General features: G+C 50.3%; 20 protein-coding genes. All 20 read right to left on the bottom strand.

The genetic code is table 11. The annotated features are described in order from the left end of the window. Positions 1–60 precede the first annotated feature (60 nt). Positions 61–519, bottom strand: a complete 459-nt coding sequence (gene nusB, locus MKY82_RS11245) for a transcription antitermination factor NusB (RefSeq protein WP_194541868.1) — start codon at positions 517–519, stop codon at positions 61–63. Between the two features lie 176 nt (positions 520–695). Continuing rightward, positions 696–929 (bottom strand): DUF2273 domain-containing protein, encoded by a 234-nt coding sequence (locus MKY82_RS11240; protein WP_113057002.1) that lies wholly within the window; start codon positions 927–929, stop codon positions 696–698. Positions 930–944: 15 nt separating this feature from the next. Further along, on the bottom strand, positions 945–1,484 hold the full coding sequence (gene amaP, locus MKY82_RS11235) for an alkaline shock response membrane anchor protein AmaP (protein WP_113057003.1): 540 nt from the start codon (positions 1,482–1,484) through the stop codon (positions 945–947). Positions 1,485–1,555: 71 nt separating this feature from the next. Continuing rightward, positions 1,556–1,969 (bottom strand): Asp23/Gls24 family envelope stress response protein, encoded by a 414-nt coding sequence (locus MKY82_RS11230; protein WP_071223853.1) that lies wholly within the window; start codon positions 1,967–1,969, stop codon positions 1,556–1,558. A 118-nt stretch (positions 1,970–2,087) separates the two neighbouring features. After that, a complete protein-coding gene (accC, locus tag MKY82_RS11225) occupies positions 2,088–3,431 on the bottom strand; it encodes an acetyl-CoA carboxylase biotin carboxylase subunit (protein ID WP_194541867.1) in 1,344 nt (447 codons plus the stop codon). 54 nt (positions 3,432–3,485) lie between these two features. Beyond that, positions 3,486–3,989 (bottom strand): acetyl-CoA carboxylase biotin carboxyl carrier protein, encoded by a 504-nt coding sequence (gene accB / locus MKY82_RS11220; RefSeq protein ID WP_071223851.1) that lies wholly within the window; start codon positions 3,987–3,989, stop codon positions 3,486–3,488. A gap of 168 nt (positions 3,990–4,157) precedes the next feature. Further along, positions 4,158–5,030, bottom strand: coding sequence for a SpoIIIAH-like family protein (locus MKY82_RS11215; RefSeq protein WP_194541866.1), 873 nt, complete (start codon positions 5,028–5,030; stop codon positions 4,158–4,160). A 65-nt stretch (positions 5,031–5,095) separates the two neighbouring features. Further along, positions 5,096–5,740, bottom strand: a complete 645-nt coding sequence (gene spoIIIAG / locus MKY82_RS11210) for a stage III sporulation protein AG (protein ID WP_194545123.1) — start codon at positions 5,738–5,740, stop codon at positions 5,096–5,098. A 14-nt stretch (positions 5,741–5,754) separates the two neighbouring features. After that, positions 5,755–6,477, bottom strand: coding sequence for a stage III sporulation protein AF (spoIIIAF, locus tag MKY82_RS11205; protein WP_220685913.1), 723 nt, complete (start codon positions 6,475–6,477; stop codon positions 5,755–5,757). A gap of 42 nt (positions 6,478–6,519) precedes the next feature. Further along, entirely contained in the window at positions 6,520–7,728 is a 1,209-nt protein-coding gene (gene spoIIIAE / locus MKY82_RS11200; protein WP_339296106.1) for a stage III sporulation protein AE, read from the bottom strand. A 15-nt stretch (positions 7,729–7,743) separates the two neighbouring features. After that, positions 7,744–8,133, bottom strand: coding sequence for a stage III sporulation protein AD (gene spoIIIAD / locus MKY82_RS11195; RefSeq protein WP_071223846.1), 390 nt, complete (start codon positions 8,131–8,133; stop codon positions 7,744–7,746). A gap of 10 nt (positions 8,134–8,143) precedes the next feature. After that, positions 8,144–8,347 (bottom strand): stage III sporulation protein AC, encoded by a 204-nt coding sequence (gene spoIIIAC / locus MKY82_RS11190; protein WP_007129715.1) that lies wholly within the window; start codon positions 8,345–8,347, stop codon positions 8,144–8,146. 16 nt (positions 8,348–8,363) lie between these two features. Beyond that, positions 8,364–8,882 carry a stage III sporulation protein SpoIIIAB gene (gene spoIIIAB / locus MKY82_RS11185; protein WP_194541864.1) on the bottom strand — a complete coding sequence of 173 codons (519 nt, stop codon included), beginning with the start codon at positions 8,880–8,882 and terminating at the stop codon, positions 8,364–8,366. Then, the gene (gene spoIIIAA / locus MKY82_RS11180) at positions 8,875–9,873 is read right to left on the bottom strand and encodes a stage III sporulation protein AA (protein ID WP_339296105.1); all 999 of its coding nucleotides are present in this window, start codon (positions 9,871–9,873) and stop codon (positions 8,875–8,877) included. The genes spoIIIAB and spoIIIAA overlap by 8 nt, the downstream gene beginning before the upstream one ends. Before the next feature lie 98 nt (positions 9,874–9,971). Then, entirely contained in the window at positions 9,972–10,238 is a 267-nt protein-coding gene (locus MKY82_RS11175) for a YqhV family protein (RefSeq protein ID WP_071223843.1), read from the bottom strand. 202 nt (positions 10,239–10,440) lie between these two features. Continuing rightward, complete coding sequence (locus MKY82_RS11170) at positions 10,441–11,694, bottom strand: aspartate kinase (RefSeq protein WP_071223842.1); 1,254 nt, start codon at positions 11,692–11,694, stop codon at positions 10,441–10,443. A gap of 241 nt (positions 11,695–11,935) precedes the next feature. Beyond that, on the bottom strand, positions 11,936–12,493 hold the full coding sequence (gene efp / locus MKY82_RS11165) for an elongation factor P (protein ID WP_009591242.1): 558 nt from the start codon (positions 12,491–12,493) through the stop codon (positions 11,936–11,938). Between the two features lie 91 nt (positions 12,494–12,584). Beyond that, positions 12,585–13,655 (bottom strand): Xaa-Pro peptidase family protein, encoded by a 1,071-nt coding sequence (locus MKY82_RS11160; protein WP_220685915.1) that lies wholly within the window; start codon positions 13,653–13,655, stop codon positions 12,585–12,587. A gap of 148 nt (positions 13,656–13,803) precedes the next feature. Then, positions 13,804–14,250, bottom strand: a complete 447-nt coding sequence (gene aroQ / locus MKY82_RS11155; protein ID WP_220685916.1) for a type II 3-dehydroquinate dehydratase — start codon at positions 14,248–14,250, stop codon at positions 13,804–13,806. Between the two features lie 77 nt (positions 14,251–14,327). Then, positions 14,328–14,825, bottom strand: coding sequence for a YqhR family membrane protein (locus tag MKY82_RS11150; protein WP_220685917.1), 498 nt, complete (start codon positions 14,823–14,825; stop codon positions 14,328–14,330). Between the last annotated feature and the right edge of the window lie 53 nt (positions 14,826–14,878).

Genomic DNA, 14,878 nt, shown 5'->3' with positions numbered 1-14,878 from the left:
CTAATCTCTCCTCCATTATGATTGAATGATGCCGATTCAAGCTTAGCTTAAGCGTACAGATTAAGACTGACGCAGCTTCACCTTGACTTGATCCAGCTCCTGAATCATCCGGCCAAGTACACCGTTGACGAACTTCCCTGATTCCTCGGTTCCGAAATGCTTGGACAACTCAATCGCTTCATTCACAGCTACCTTGCCAGGCACATCTTCACGGGATGTCAGTTCATATACAGCCAGACGCAGGATTTGACGATCCACACGGGAAAGACGACTTACCTGCCAGCCTTTCAAATAATGAGCGAGCAGTGCATCAATCGAATCCTTGGATTCCCATGTTCCATTGACCAATTGCAGCACATACTCCTTCATTTGAACTTCGTCGCCGATGACCCGCTCGGTCTCATTTTCTTCGGCCGCTTCCGAGAGCAGCATCGACACGGCTTCCACACTGTCGACTTCGTTCATCTCCATCTGGTACAGGCTTTGAACGACAATCTCTCTTGCTACACGTCTTTTCATTATGTTCCTCCTGTGGACCCTGCTGAATCCATTTTTCTAATTAGTATGATCCATTTGCCGTCAAGACTTGACAACAATTAAAACGCCAAAAAAAAACCTGTGAATATCTCTCTCCGCAAAAAAGGCGCACGACACCTGTCCTCAGCATTTTTTCCGGAGAAAGCATATCACAGGGTTCATTTAAACGGCCGCCAGCGCTCGGAAAGCCATCGTCCCCATTCCTGAAAGTGGAACATGGAACCTTCCTTCAGATCCTTGCGCTTGCCAAATATATAGCCGATAAATACCACTAATGCAAAGAACAGCATATCCCAAAAACCGGATAATAAGTAAATCAGTCCGCACACAAGCCCGCCGGTCACCCCGGCAATTCTTCCTCTGTGACTCTCCCATATTTCTTTCCAAGGCATTGGGGAAGCTCACCTCTATTCCACGCGGCTCTTGAAGCTTGGTGCCTGAACCACGTTAGCAATATATACGGATACGGATGACACGGGTATTCCTGTTGTATCTTCAACAAAGTCATGCACCTGCTTCTGCACTTCCGTTGTCAGTGTAGGAATGGATTCCTCACCATCAACCACGGCACGAATCGCAATATCAAGACCCGATTGGGATACCTTGATCCGGGATTTCAAATCCTTGACTCCCCGGACGCGCGAAGCCGCCTTCAGGCAGAGATTCTCGATCGTCTCCACAGAGATTTGGATGTCGCCAAATTCCGTGCGCTGATCGATGGAATTCAAGTTCGAGCGATCACGCCTTACGGAGATGAAGAAGAAACGGATGCTCAGTAAAAACAAAACCGCAGCTACGATAATTCCAGCCCAGAAAAGGCGTTGTTCCTGAACACTCGTTAATTCATACGGAACAGCGCCACTCAACAGGAGGATGGCAACTACGGATATAACACCGATACTTAAGCTGTAGATAAACAGCAAAAGTCTGTCCATTATTTTGGCCACGATTCAGCACAGCCTCCTTAAAATTAGATGAAACCCTCGACATCGCTGCCCAGGGCTAGCCTGAAACTATTCTATTTCACGCGTTGAGCAAGATCCAATTCTTCCGTCTTCTCCACGGCTTTCATGAAATGGACATCATGAATATGTACATTGACTTCAATTACCGTAAGCCCTGTCATATTCTCGATCGAACGTTTCACGTTGCGCTGGATTTCTCCGGCTACTTCAGGAAGACGATGGCCATACTCCACGATAACGGATACGTCAACAGCAGCCTCCCGTTGTCCAACTTCCACTTTGACACCCTTGGATAAATTCTTGCGTCCGAGCAGTTCGGCAATGCCGCCTGCAAAGCCTCCGCTCATCCCTGCAACCCCACGCACCTCTACCGTAGCAAGTCCAGCGATGACTTCAATAACCTCCGGTGCAATCTGAATCTCACCGATATCTGTACGTTCAAATTCTGTAGGCAAAGTTTCCGCCATTGTCTCAACACACCTTTCGGAATAAGTTAGCGGATGCACCTGAACTGCATAAGGCATGCGCTCTTATTACTCATACTATACCATTTGGCCAAGTTTATGACAAACTTGGCCAAAGGTTTCAAATCTCATTTTCTTCCAAAAACTTAATATCAAAGTCACCCTTCAAGAAGGTAGGATGGTTCATCAGTTTCTGATGGAACGGGATGGTTGAGTAGATCCCTTCAATCTCGAATTCGGCCAAAGCGCGCTTCATCTTGGCGATGGCTTCATCGCGGGTCGGCGCCCATACAATCAGCTTGGCAATCATCGAATCATAATAAGGCGAAATGGTATAACCGGGATATGCCGCACTGTCTACCCGCACGCCAGGACCTCCTGGCGGCAAATAGAACTGAATGGTTCCAGGGGCAGGCATAAAGCCCTTGTCCGGATTCTCGGCATTAATCCGACACTCAATGGACCAGCCGTTAATAACGACTTCTTCTTGAGTGAAAGAGAGCGTGTTGCCCTCGGCAACGGAGATCATTTCCTGAATCAGATCAACCCCGGTCACCATCTCGGTCACCGGATGCTCTACCTGAATCCGCGTGTTCATCTCCATGAAGTAGAACTGACCGTCCTGGCCGAGCAAAAATTCAAGCGTACCTGCACCGGAATAATTAACGGCCTTCGCGGCACGAACGGCGGCTTCGCCCATCCGGCTGCGTACCTCTTCACTTAGCACCGGACAAGGAGCTTCCTCAACAAGCTTTTGTCTCCGGCGCTGCACAGAACAGTCACGCTCCCCGAGATGCACGGCGTTGCCATGTTTGTCGGCGATAATTTGAATCTCTACATGTTTCATGCCGGTCAGATATTTTTCCAGATATACGCCTGCATTGCCGAAGGCCTTCTGAGCTTCCTGCTGTGCGTTTGTAATCTGTTTAACCAGCGTTTCTTCATCCTCGGCGATCCGAATACCCTTACCTCCGCCACCTGCAGTAGCTTTGATAATGACGGGATATCCGATATCGCGTGCAAGCATAACGGCTTCATTCAGATCCTCGACCAATCCGTCGGATCCCGGAATAACCGGAACACCTGCATCCTTCATCGTCTGCTTCGCAACAGCCTTGTCTCCCATACGGTTGATCGCGTCAGCGGAAGGACCGATAAAGGTAATGTTGCAGGATTCACAAATCTCCGCGAAATCCGCGTTCTCGGCCAAAAAGCCGTAACCGGGATGTATGGCGTCACACTCGGTCAGTGTGGCCACGCTCATGATATTGGTAAAATTCAAATAGCTGTCTTTCGATAACGTAGGGCCGATGCAGTAGGCCTCATCCGCCAAGCGAACATGCAGGGATTCCCGGTCCGGCTCTGAATATACGGCAACCGTTGCGATGCCAAGTTCCCGGCAAGCCCGGATGATACGGACGGCAATCTCTCCCCGGTTCGCGATAAGCACTTTTTGAAATGTCATGCAGTAACCTCCTTCGGACTCTTGCGACTCTCGTTCTTGGCGAGTCCCTCCATATTACTCCGGCTTCACCAGAAACAGAGGCTGCCCGAATTCTACAAGTTGACCGTTCTGAGCGAGAACCTCTACGATTTCGCCTTTGATCTCTGCTTCCAGTTCATTCATCAGTTTCATGGCCTCAATGATGCAGACCGTCGATTTCTCAGTCACCTTGTCCCCGGGACTGACAAACGGCCCGGCCTCAGGCGATGGGGAACGATAGAAGGTTCCTACCATCGGTGATACGATTTTATGTAATGAGCTGTTGCTATCTTCCACTGAATCCTGCTGTGGTGCCGCTGCAGGTGCTTGATTTGCCGTATTCGGCTGTACGATCTGTGGTGCCATCATTTGCTGTGCCGGTATATACGCTTGCGGCGCTGCCTGATAGTTGTTAACAACCTCGGCTGCATTGGGTTTCTTAATGGATAAGCGTGTACCTTCGCTCTCAATTTCCAGTTCATGCACGGAAGTTTGATCCACCAGCTTAATAAGTTCCTTGATTTCGTTTAATTTAAACATTATCGACGTTCACTCCTTCACTTTCTTGGAAGCCCTTGCTTAGGACAGTCAGTCAATAGCTTAGAGTATTATATCACAATCGAGCGAAATAGAAAGAGCCCAAGGCAATCCTTAGACTCTTTCGGTTTATCGTATATCCGTGATTTATGTTGAAATCTGCAGACAAGCTTATGGCGCAACATATTGAACGGTTACTTTATCCGGCGAAACCTTCAATTCCTTCATCACAAGACTCACGATGCCGGCTGCACCTTTGGCATCGAGTTTTTCACTCAGAACGACCACATTATACTTCTCGCTCTCTTCCTTCACAACGGCGTTGCCGTATTGCTGCTGCAGCGCTTCTTCGATGCTTAGAATCACTTCCTCTTTTGCTTCGGCCGCTTTCAGCTGCTCGGTTGCTTGAGCTGTTTGCTCCGGCTTGTTCTCATGATTGTCGATCTTTGTCATTAACTCATCGTATAATTTCATATTTTTTTGAGAGCGGTCCAATTTATAGGACTCCAACTGAGCTGCTGCGGATGTTGCATTGGCCGCCACTTGCTCCAGCACTTCTTCATCCGTTTTCTTTCCGTTGCTGGTGCTGCTTGTGTCTTTGGATTCCTCGGCTCCCTCTTTGCCTGTGCTGCTAGCGTCTTTGGAGTTCTCGGCCCCCTCTTGGGATTCCTTCACTTCCGGCTCTTCCGTTTTTCCAGCTTCACCGCTGGCTTTTCCTTGATCCCCTTGCTCACCTTGTGTTGCTTCTGCAGGATCTTCCGTGCCGGCCGCACCTGTATCGCTCGTATCAGTGCCTTGCTCATTGGCACCGGAGTCACCGTCAGTGCCTTCTTCAAGCACTTCGTTCACAACCAGCTCGTCGCCAGCGCCTGCGGTTCCGTTTGCTTCTTGTCCAGCGCCCGGCTTCTGACCGTCCACTTGCGTGCTCTCGGCAACCGGCGGCGCTTTCGTTCCCGAATCGTCGGTGAATAAATAATAAGCTGACAGGATGACCATCAAACTAAGCATGGATACTAACCATATGGTTTGTCTTTTGTTATTCATCTGAACGTTTCCTCCTTTAAATGAAAACCTTGGCACGAATGATCGGATCATTCGATTGGCTGCGGTTATTCCTGTTTACGCGGGACAACGGATATACGATAAGACGGGACATTGAGGCCTCGCTGGATCGCATCCACGATCAAGCTCTTTACAACATCATTCTCGGCTCCCTTGGCTACGACGAGCACACCCCGGACTTGAGGCTTGATCTTCTTGGTGACGATTGGGGTTTCTTCCCCGGATGATTCATAGGTGACAATCTGGCCGTCTCGCTGATAACTTGTTACATGGCGCTTACCTCCGTTAGCATCGGTTTCCTCCGTCAGCTCCTGGGTATCTTTCATATCTCGCTGGACGACCAGCTCTTCTGTAGATTCCACAGTCACCATGACATCGACGGCCCCAACCCCAACAATCTGTTCCAGCATGGTTTTGGTGCGACTTTCAAAATCCTGCTCGATACTTTCGAACTCACCGCCGCCGCTGGTTGAAGTCCCGCTTTGGGGCGTTGAGACCGCTGCAGACTCCGGCGGCGGCTCGCGGCCGATATTCTCATGATCCAGCTTCTTCACATTGACGAAGGAGTTGAACAGCATAATCGCGACGCCGATCAGACCTAGAATGATCAACCATCTGAAGGTTTGCATTTTTCTTGCTCCGCCAGCTCCTCCGCCAAGCCATTGCTCCAACCGCTTCAACCAATTTCCCATCATCCTCACCTCCGCTACAGCTTTTTATCCTGCTCCTGCCCTGGCATGTATATCGTGATCAGATCCGGCTCTAAATCCCACCGGCGGCTAATGTAATCCCGAACCGGGTCTGCTCTTGCTTCTTCGGCCTTGCTCACTGCTTCTGCATTCTCTTTCACCGCTGCCTTTTCATCCCGTTCCGATTGCATGGATTCAACATTCACCTGAACGGAATCCACGGGTTCTATGCTGATGGGCTCCTTACCCTCCCTTTTGTCTACCTCTGCATTCTCCGATTCACCTCCAACCAGCCTTACGTCAACGGAGCGTATCGCAGCGCCTGCATATCCCTTGTCCTGTCCAGCAACTGCAGCCAGCACCACCTTGACCTCCTGGACCGCTTCCCCCGTTTCTGCCGCAATCTCTTCTTTCATCACCCGGGCTAATTCATTGCCTGCCCACTGAAGGCTTTGGCTCTGCTGCGTTTCCTTCAGCTTCTCGGCCTGTGCCAAAATATGCTCCAGCTGAACCTCTTCCGGCAGCCCTTTCTCCTGCCGCTCCAGCTCCATCGCCAGTTGATTCTCGGGGGGATCCGTTATCAATGCGATAATCGGGCTAAGCAGCGTAAGCAGAATCAACAGGCTCAAGACTAATCTGGCGTACCGTTCAAGCGCCTTGCCGGGCAGTATCAAATCAACGAAGGCTGCAAAGAGAACCACCATGATGACGCTTTTCAACCAACCTCCAAGCCAGTCCATTCGCCATTCCTCCTAAGCATTGGCCGCCTTCTATGTTCTGCCTCACCTCATCATGACGGTAATGTTGCCTGCCGTGAGCAGAATCGTTATGGCCAGGAAGAACATCATACTGACTGCGGCCAAGGCTGTAAAAACATACAGCATCGTCTTCCCGATCGTCTGCAGGCAGGTGCCGATCGGGGTGTCTCCTAGCGGCTGCATGACGGCCGCCGCGATGTTATATATCAAGGCAAGCGTCAAGATCTTGATCGCAGGGAATGCGCATAGGAACAAAATAATGATGACCCCTGCCAGCCCGATGGAATTCTTGACGAGTAATGAGGCCGAGATCACGGTATCCGTTGCGTCTGCGAACATCTTGCCGACTACCGGGACGAAATTGCCGGTTACATATTTGGCTGCCCGGATCGTCACCCCATCCGTCACCGAGCTGGTAAGTCCCTGGACGGAGATGACACCCAGGAACACGGTAAGCAGCACGCCCAGAACACCCATCGAAATTCCTCGAAGCAGGTTGCCAAGCTGGGTTAGCTTGTACTTTTCGGATAGCGAACTAACCAGGTGCAGCAAAGCCGAGAAGAACAGAAGAGGGAACACAACCGTGCTGATCAGCGTACCTACCGTATGTACCATGAAGATGACTAGCGGATGAGCCACCGAGACGGTCACCACATTCCCCATCGAAGCCATCAGTGCAAAAAGCAGGGGAAGCATCGCCATCATGAAATCGATCATTTGGGTAATGGCGTCCCGGGCATATCCTATCGCGATGCTGAAGCTGTTAACGGCAATGACAAGGACAACCATGTAACAGATCGTATAGGCAACCCGACTCACGGTGCTTTTTTCAAAGGCCGTCTGCAGATTCTCAAGGATCAGGCTCATGATGCTCAGCATCACGATGGTTGCCAGCAGCTTGCCGTTATAGAGTACCTCGTGCCACAAATATTTTCCGATGCCGGACATAACCCCTTTGAAGCTAAGACCGTCGCCGCCCGGAAGCAGCATATCCATCAGGGACGGCGTCTTTCCATCCGGGAAGAAACCGCCGTAATCCTTCATGAGCCGGTCCCAGTATTTCTCGACCTGGTCTGTCGGCAGCTGCTGCGTCTGCTGCTCAACCCACTCATCGGCTGGATTGGCCACGTCAGCCGCACTTACCGTTCCGCAGAACAATCCGGTCATAAACAACATCAGGATCAGTAGACGAAACACGGCCAAGCCTTTTCGAAGTATTACTCCTGTAACCATGTCCCCCCACCTTTTTCAAGCCGGGAGGAGCTTCAGGACCGTCTCGATGATGATCCCGATAATCGGTACAGCGAGCACCAATATGAGCACTTTTCCCGCCAGTTCTATTTTGGATGCGATCGATTCCTGTCCGGCATCTCGTACGATCTGGGCCCCCATCTCCGCGATATAGGCAATTCCGATAATTTTCAGAACGGTCTTTAAATAGATGATCTGGACACCGGAGTTCTCCGCCAAATCTTCCAGCATGGATAAGACATTTCCGATCTTCCCGATCAGGAACAGGAAGATGAGGAGCGAGGTCGCCACTGCGAGAAGAAAGGCAAAGAGCGGCTTCTGTTCCTTGACAACCAAGATCAGCACGGTAGCGATGATGCCCAGTCCTACCACCTGGATAATTTCCATAAAGGTCCACCTACTGGAATAGAAAAATACTTTTGATTTCCTTGAGCAAATCGTCAAGCAGTCTGACGACCATAAACAGCACAACCACAAACCCGATAAGGGTCACCCAATGTGCCATATCCTCTTTCCCCATCTGTTTCAGGACCGTATGGATCATGGCAATGATGATCCCAATGCCGGCGATCTGGAAGATGGCGTTCACTTCAATGTTCATTTCCCTTGGCACCTCGCTAAAAGATCAAAATGACGATCAATGCTCCAATGAGCAGTCCCAGACTTTTGCTCATTTTTTCATATTTGACCTGGTCATCCCTTGCCGCTGCTTCTTCATGCTTGAGCTGTCCCACGGCCAGAGCGATATGTTTGATCTGGTCCTGCCTGTCACTGGTGCCAAGAACGCCGCTTAGCTGCTCCAACACCTCACGCTCGGCACTTTTCATCGATGTTCGTTTCCAGTATTCGCCCAGTGCCTTGCGGATGCTTTCCTGTGCGGATAACCCGTAGTCGGGCCTCATGTAAAGCGCGGCTGCGGCAAATAATGATCTGAGCGGTTCACGAAGGGAATCGCCAATTCGCTCCAGCGCATCGGGTAATGGCGTCAAGCCGTAGCTGATCTCCGTTTCCAGCCGTTGAAGCGCGAGAATGAGTTCTCGCAGCTGCCTGGGTCTTGCCGCGAATTGCTGGGCCTGATAAAATCCGGCTAAAGTTCCAGCTCCCAGCACGAGCACAGCCCCGACCAGTTTAAGCATAGGCATCACCGCCCGGCGGACCGGCTGCAGCCGTCTGAAGCGTTCGCTGACCTCCGTCAAACAGCTTGAATGATCTGTGGTCGCCCGTTCTGTTAAGAACGGCATACATTTCAAACATCCGGTTCTCCAGAAGACCGGCGAGTGCTGGTCGCCCCCGCATATCTTGTATGGACGAGCCATGTGCCGTTGCTATGACGCTGATTCCCGCATGCAAGGCTTCAATGACGGCTTCCGAATCCTCCGGCCGACCGATCTCGTCCACAATCAACACATCCGGGGACATCGAACGGATCATCATCATCATCCCTTCAGCTTTCGGACAGCCATCGAGCACATCCGTACGCGGACCTACGTCGAATCCAGGGACTCCGCGCAGACAACCGGCGATTTCAGAACGTTCGTCAATGATGCCTACCTTCATTCCCGGCCAATGCACGGCCGATTTCCCCCATTTGCCGTAACTGATCTGCCTCGCCAGATCCCGAAGCAGCGTGGTCTTGCCTTGCTGGGGCGGGGATAAAATCAGCGAGTGCATTACCCTTTTCCGTTTCCGGTCGAGTAAATGCGGGATGATGTCATCCGCCGCACCCTGAACTTCCTTGGCAATCCGGACATTAAATCCGCTAATATCCCGAATGTGTTCAACCTTACCACCGCTGAGCACCGTCCGGCCGGTGAGCCCGACCCGATGACCCCCAGGTATCGTGATAAACCCTTTTCGCAATTCCTCTTCCATGGTGTAGAGGGAATGGTTACTGATTAGATCCAGCAACCTATGGGTATCTTCACGCGTCGGCTTATACGCTTCATCAGGCCGCAAAGTGAGCCCGCCGCGCCGGTCCAGAAAATGATGCTTGCCCGCCGAATTAATCTCCAGCGGACGTTCCTCCCGGATACGTACCTCCTCCACATGATCGAGAAGCTCTTTCGACAGGTTCAGCAGCATCCGTTTTACGGTCTCGGGAAACAGGTCTAACCAGTTCAATGTCATATCAATTTCCCCCAGGTTGTCCTTTTTGATCATCTTCTAATAAGAGAACTTCATATCCCATGTGTATGCTTGTACCTGAAAAATATGCAGCGAATCTATCATTTTTTTAAAACGCCGTATAAGAGACAGGAAACGCCGCACAAAATCCAGCCGATCTTCCCCCACGACAATTTATCCGCCATTCCCACGAGTCCGATCGTTGTTGTCAGAATCAAGATCAGCGGGCCCATAAAAGCCAGAGCGGAATTCACAGCCAGCGCTTTATCGACCTGGTTCAGGCGCAGCATGATGATGGCCGCCACAATCTCGAGACTGCCGGAGAAAAAACGAAGCGTGGCCATACTAGCGACAAACTTGTCCAGCATGCTCTATATCCTCCTTCTTCCTTGTTCACAAGTGTGATGTTTAAAAATATGCGAGCCACTCTCGTTTTATCTCTATTTTTTCAATTTCATAGAAGCGAACTTTGAATCTTTCGGACAACGCAAAAAATCCCGGTCGATATGGACCGGGATTAACTCTATTTAATATCGATATGATTGCATAAATTATTCCATTAAAAACAGGTTATCGACGCACCTGCGGTCCGCCAACGGAAGCCTGCTGATCCGTATCCAGTCCGTACGCGGTATGAAGCGCTTGTACGACACCTTCCAGATTGGTTCCTTCAATGACACAGGATACTTTGATCTCGGACGTGCTGACCATCTTGATGCTGACCCCTTGCCGGGAGATGACATCAAACATTTGCGCCGCCACACCCGGATGGCTGACCATTCCGGCACCAACAATCGATACTTTCACCAGATGATCTTCCGAGGTAACGTCACGATACGGAATCTTGCCGCGGATTTGTTCGATAACCGACAACGCACGCTCCCGATCGGCCAAGGAAACGGTAAAGGAAAAGTCTGCTTCGCCGTTCTGGACACCGCTCTGTACGATAATATCAACATCAATCGCTTCTTTCGCAAGCTCACCGAACACTTGAGCCAAAACGCCCGGCGTATCGGAAACGCCCAGAATACTGATTCTTGCCACATTCTTGTCAAATGCAATTCCGCTGACAACCACACCTTGTTCCATGCTTGCTTCCTCCTTAACAACCGTACCCTCGTTATGATTAAAGCTGGATCTGACGACAAGCTTCACTTGATTATGCTTCGCATACTCAACCGCGCGCGGGTGAAGAACAGCTGCACCAAGATTGGCTAGCTCCAGCATCTCGTCATAGGAAATCTCCTTCAACTTCCGCGCACATTTGACAACCCGCGGATCCGTGGAGTAAATCCCGTCCACATCCGTATATATTTCACATACATCCGCTTGAATGGCAGCCGCAAGAGCAACCGCCGTGGTATCTGATCCCCCGCGTCCAAGCGTTGTAATCTCTCCGTCTTCCGACATTCCCTGGAATCCCGCTACAATGACGACATTCCCTTCATCAAGCGCTTTAAACACGCGTTCAGGCATAATATCCGTGATACGGGCTTTGCCATGCACCGCTTCCGTACGGAACCCCGCCTGCCAGCCGGTAAGAGACTTTGCCTTGCGTCCGAGACCGTGAATAGCCATGGATAGCAGCGATATGGATATCTGCTCTCCCGTGGTCATCAGCATATCCATTTCCCGTGCCGGTGGATTCTCGTTCAACAGCTTTGCCTGGTCAATCAAATCGTCTGTTGTATCCCCCATAGCAGACACCACGACTACACATTGATGACCTTCATCTTGTTTCTCTACAATTCTTCTGGCAACACGCTTCATACGTTCTGTATCCCCTACAGAGCTGCCTCCGAATTTCATGACGTACAGTGACAATGCTTCTTTCACTCCCCACTAATATCAGTATGTAACAGCATTCAGGTGGTTTCTCACTTTAAAACAGTATAATACGAAAGTGAGTCATCCCGTCAAGGCTTTTCAAGGCAAAAAGGACTCAGGTTTATGGCACCGGCTTTTGCCCATCGCAAAAAGACTCCCGTACTTACGTACAGGAGTCCTCGTTGTTTAGAAGATATTGGCACCCGTGAATCGTTGAAGGGTCCCGTTTTAAAGCCTACTATGCACGGGAGATGTATTTACCTTCGCGTGTATCGATCAGAAGCACATCGTCTTCGTTAATGAACAGCGGTACTTGTACATTCAGGCCGGTTTCCACTTTCGCATTCTTCGTTGCGCCCGTAGCCGTGTTGCCTTTGATTCCCGGCTCGGTTTCAACGACCTTCAGCTCCACGCTGTTAGGCAGGTTGATCCCGAGGATCTCGCCTTGGTAGCTGATGATGTTAACGTTCATGTTTTCTCTCAGGAAGTTAAGCTCCCACTCCAGCTGCTCACTCGTCAAGCTGAATTGATCGTAAGTTTCGTTGTCCATGAAGACATGCTCTTGACCGCTGGCATAGAGATACTGAACCCCACGGTTGTCGATGATGGCGCGGCCAATCGTTTCGCCTGCACGGAACGTTTTCTCGACGGTGTTGCCGTTGCGAAGGTTTTTCAATTTGGAACGAACGAAAGCTGCGCCTTTACCAGGTTTAACGTGCTGAAAATCCAAAACGGTGAATATATCGCCATCTACTTCTACGGTCAAACCTGTCTTAAAATCGTTTACTGAAATCACTAAGATTCCCTCCTAAGGATGCGGTCTAATTAATATAGTACACAATTTTCCTAAAGTACAAGTTCAAAAAGCTAGCTTTTTGAACAGTCTCCTAAAGCACAGTGTAGTCTTTGGACGAGCTTGTTAGTATATGAATACCCGATTCCGTAATCACGATATCATCTTCAATACGGACACCGCCAAGCCCAGGCAAGTATATGCCCGGCTCCACCGTTACCACCATGCCCGGCTGCAGCACATCATCACTCAGCTTGGACAGTCTTGGAGATTCGTGAACCTCCATACCCAATCCATGCCCGGTGCTGTGACCAAAGTATTCCCCGTATCTATAACGGGTAATAATATCACGGGTTAAGGCGTCTGCCTCGCGTCCTGTCATGCCAGGTTTAATATGATCCAGTGCATGTAGCTGCGCTTCCAGCACGATATCATAGATCTCCTTCAGCTTAGGATCAGGACTTCCGAGCGCAACGGTTCTGGTGAGATCGGAGCAGTATCCGTCAAGCAGCGCACCGAAATCAAACGTAACGAATTCGTTCCCTTGAATCACTCGCTCGCTGGCAACGCCGTGCGGAAGAGCCGAACGCTCGCCGGAAGCGACAATGGTATCAAAGGAAGACGCGGTTGCGCCATGCTTGCGCATGAACATTTCCATCTCCAGATCGATTTCTCGCTCCGTTTTTCCGGCAGCCAGAATCGTCAGCACATGGCTGAACGTCTGATCAGCCAAATCGGCAGCCCGCTGCATAATGCTCAATTCTTCCGCATCCTTGAATATGCGCAGATCCTCTACAAGACCTGAAACCGGCACCAGGCTAATTGGCGCTAGCTGTTCCGAATAGGTCGAAAATACGCCGTATGTAACATGGTCCTGTTCAAATCCAAGCGATGTTATTCCCTCGGAAGATAGCAATTCCTTGACCGTCTCCATAACCTTCGGACCATGCTCAACCACCTGAAAGCCGACGGCTTGCTGTGGAGCTTGAGTCATATAACGGAAATCAGTCAGCAGATAGGCATGATCCCGGGTAATCAGCACATAGCCGGCAGACCCGGTAAAGCCTGTCAAATATCTGCGGTTGATCGGGCTTGCCACCAGCATGGCTGTTAAGCCTCTAGTCTGAAGTTTCTCGCGCAGTTTAACCACTCGTTTGTTACTCATTCTAACCTCTCCTCTCACCCATGTCCAAGCCGGCACAAGAAAAACATCTTCGACGTATTTCTAAGCAGCCAGTTACGGTTAGCTGTAATTCTTCTGATAACAAAAAGCAACCTCTCGGTTAAAGCTTTCTAATATCTGATCGGATTAGCTATCCTTCTTGGTCGTTCAGGACTTGCAAAAGGGCCGACAAGCCCAGTGTGTAACTCGCTGCGCCAAAACCCGCGATTTGTCCGACAGCAACAGGTGCGATGACGGAGGTATGACGAAATTCCTCCCTGGCATGAATGTTCGATAGGTGAACTTCCACTGTCGGAATACGGGCAGAACTGATGGCATCACGTACAGCATAGCTGTAGTGAGTCAGTGCTCCCGGGTTAAGAAGTATGCCGTCCGCCTGTCCAATAGCTTCATGAATACGGTCGATGATAGCACCCTCATGATTAGACTGATAGAAGGTAATACCGATACCGGCGAGTTCCGCCTGTTTACGCAAATTATCTTCGATCGCCTGCAGGCTGAGTGAACCGTAAATGCCCGGTTCACGGAAGCCGAGCAGGTTTAAGTTCGGTCCGTTTATCACCCGTATGGATTTCATAGGGCTTCCCACCTTTTCGTCAAATAACCAAAAGCTATTTTACCATAGGCGGGATAGGGTTGAGAAGTTTTTCTTGGCTAGCCCGTCACCTTCTTCGGTTCGCGCAGTTTCTCATCGGTGAATTCCTGCGCAGTCGTATAACCGATAAATAGTCCCCATAATATAAAAATACAAAACTCAGAGATGTTTGTATCCCAAGGCAGCTTCTTCACCGGATCCGTCAGCCGAAGCCATGGATTGAGCGCGACGAACAGCACCGCCCACCATACGATTCCGTATGCAATCCCGGGCCATGGGCCCCTCAGCTTCCTGAACAAGGTGACATATATGAGGGAAGCGATGACGGAAAACGCGATAAAGGACAGCCAACCGGCAATTTGGCCTGCTGTCGTCGTCAGGAACTCATGCTTGAAGAACGGCTCCAGCAAAAAGCCTGGCAGCACCTTCGTGAATTTTAGCCAGTAAAATATCCAAAGCACGGCCCCCCAGATCAGACCTGCAAAATAGCCCAGCTCCAGGGCAAACGTAAACGGATTGGTGACTTGGTTCTGCTTGCGAAATTGATGTTCATGCATCTATTGATTCTCCTCTTTTTCAATTATCGAATGCCCGCTGTTACTCCATTTCA

It is taken from the genome of Paenibacillus sp. FSL W7-1279, assembly GCF_037969845.1.
Classification (GTDB): Bacteria; Bacillota; Bacilli; order Paenibacillales; family Paenibacillaceae; genus Paenibacillus_AQ.
The sequence above is the reverse complement of the archived record's forward strand: the minus strand, read 5'-3'. Positions and strand labels throughout refer to the sequence as shown.

Coding starts and splice junctions, on each gene's coding strand:
- MKY82_RS11160 (WP_220685915.1), bottom strand. CDS start 13,655: ATGAGTAACAAACGAGTGGTTAAACTGCGCGAGAAACTTCAGACTAGA.
- spoIIIAB (WP_194541864.1), bottom strand. CDS start 8,882: ATGCTTAAACTGGTCGGGGCTGTGCTCGTGCTGGGAGCTGGAACTTTA.
- MKY82_RS11150 (WP_220685917.1), bottom strand. CDS start 14,825: ATGCATGAACATCAATTTCGCAAGCAGAACCAAGTCACCAATCCGTTT.
- accB (WP_071223851.1), bottom strand. CDS start 3,989: ATGTTTAAATTAAACGAAATCAAGGAACTTATTAAGCTGGTGGATCAA.
- nusB (WP_194541868.1), bottom strand. CDS start 519: ATGAAAAGACGTGTAGCAAGAGAGATTGTCGTTCAAAGCCTGTACCAG.
- spoIIIAG (WP_194545123.1), bottom strand. CDS start 5,740: ATGGGAAATTGGTTGAAGCGGTTGGAGCAATGGCTTGGCGGAGGAGCT.
- MKY82_RS11175 (WP_071223843.1), bottom strand. CDS start 10,238: ATGCTGGACAAGTTTGTCGCTAGTATGGCCACGCTTCGTTTTTTCTCC.
- MKY82_RS11215 (WP_194541866.1), bottom strand. CDS start 5,030: ATGAATAACAAAAGACAAACCATATGGTTAGTATCCATGCTTAGTTTG.
- spoIIIAC (WP_007129715.1), bottom strand. CDS start 8,347: ATGAACATTGAAGTGAACGCCATCTTCCAGATCGCCGGCATTGGGATC.
- spoIIIAF (WP_220685913.1), bottom strand. CDS start 6,477: ATGGACTGGCTTGGAGGTTGGTTGAAAAGCGTCATCATGGTGGTTCTC.
- MKY82_RS11240 (WP_113057002.1), bottom strand. CDS start 929: ATGCCTTGGAAAGAAATATGGGAGAGTCACAGAGGAAGAATTGCCGGG.
- accC (WP_194541867.1), bottom strand. CDS start 3,431: ATGACATTTCAAAAAGTGCTTATCGCGAACCGGGGAGAGATTGCCGTC.
- spoIIIAA (WP_339296105.1), bottom strand. CDS start 9,873: ATGACATTGAACTGGTTAGACCTGTTTCCCGAGACCGTAAAACGGATG.
- aroQ (WP_220685916.1), bottom strand. CDS start 14,250: ATGAAATCCATACGGGTGATAAACGGACCGAACTTAAACCTGCTCGGC.
- spoIIIAD (WP_071223846.1), bottom strand. CDS start 8,133: ATGGAAATTATCCAGGTGGTAGGACTGGGCATCATCGCTACCGTGCTG.
- spoIIIAE (WP_339296106.1), bottom strand. CDS start 7,728: ATGGTTACAGGAGTAATACTTCGAAAAGGCTTGGCCGTGTTTCGTCTA.
- MKY82_RS11230 (WP_071223853.1), bottom strand. CDS start 1,969: ATGGCGGAAACTTTGCCTACAGAATTTGAACGTACAGATATCGGTGAG.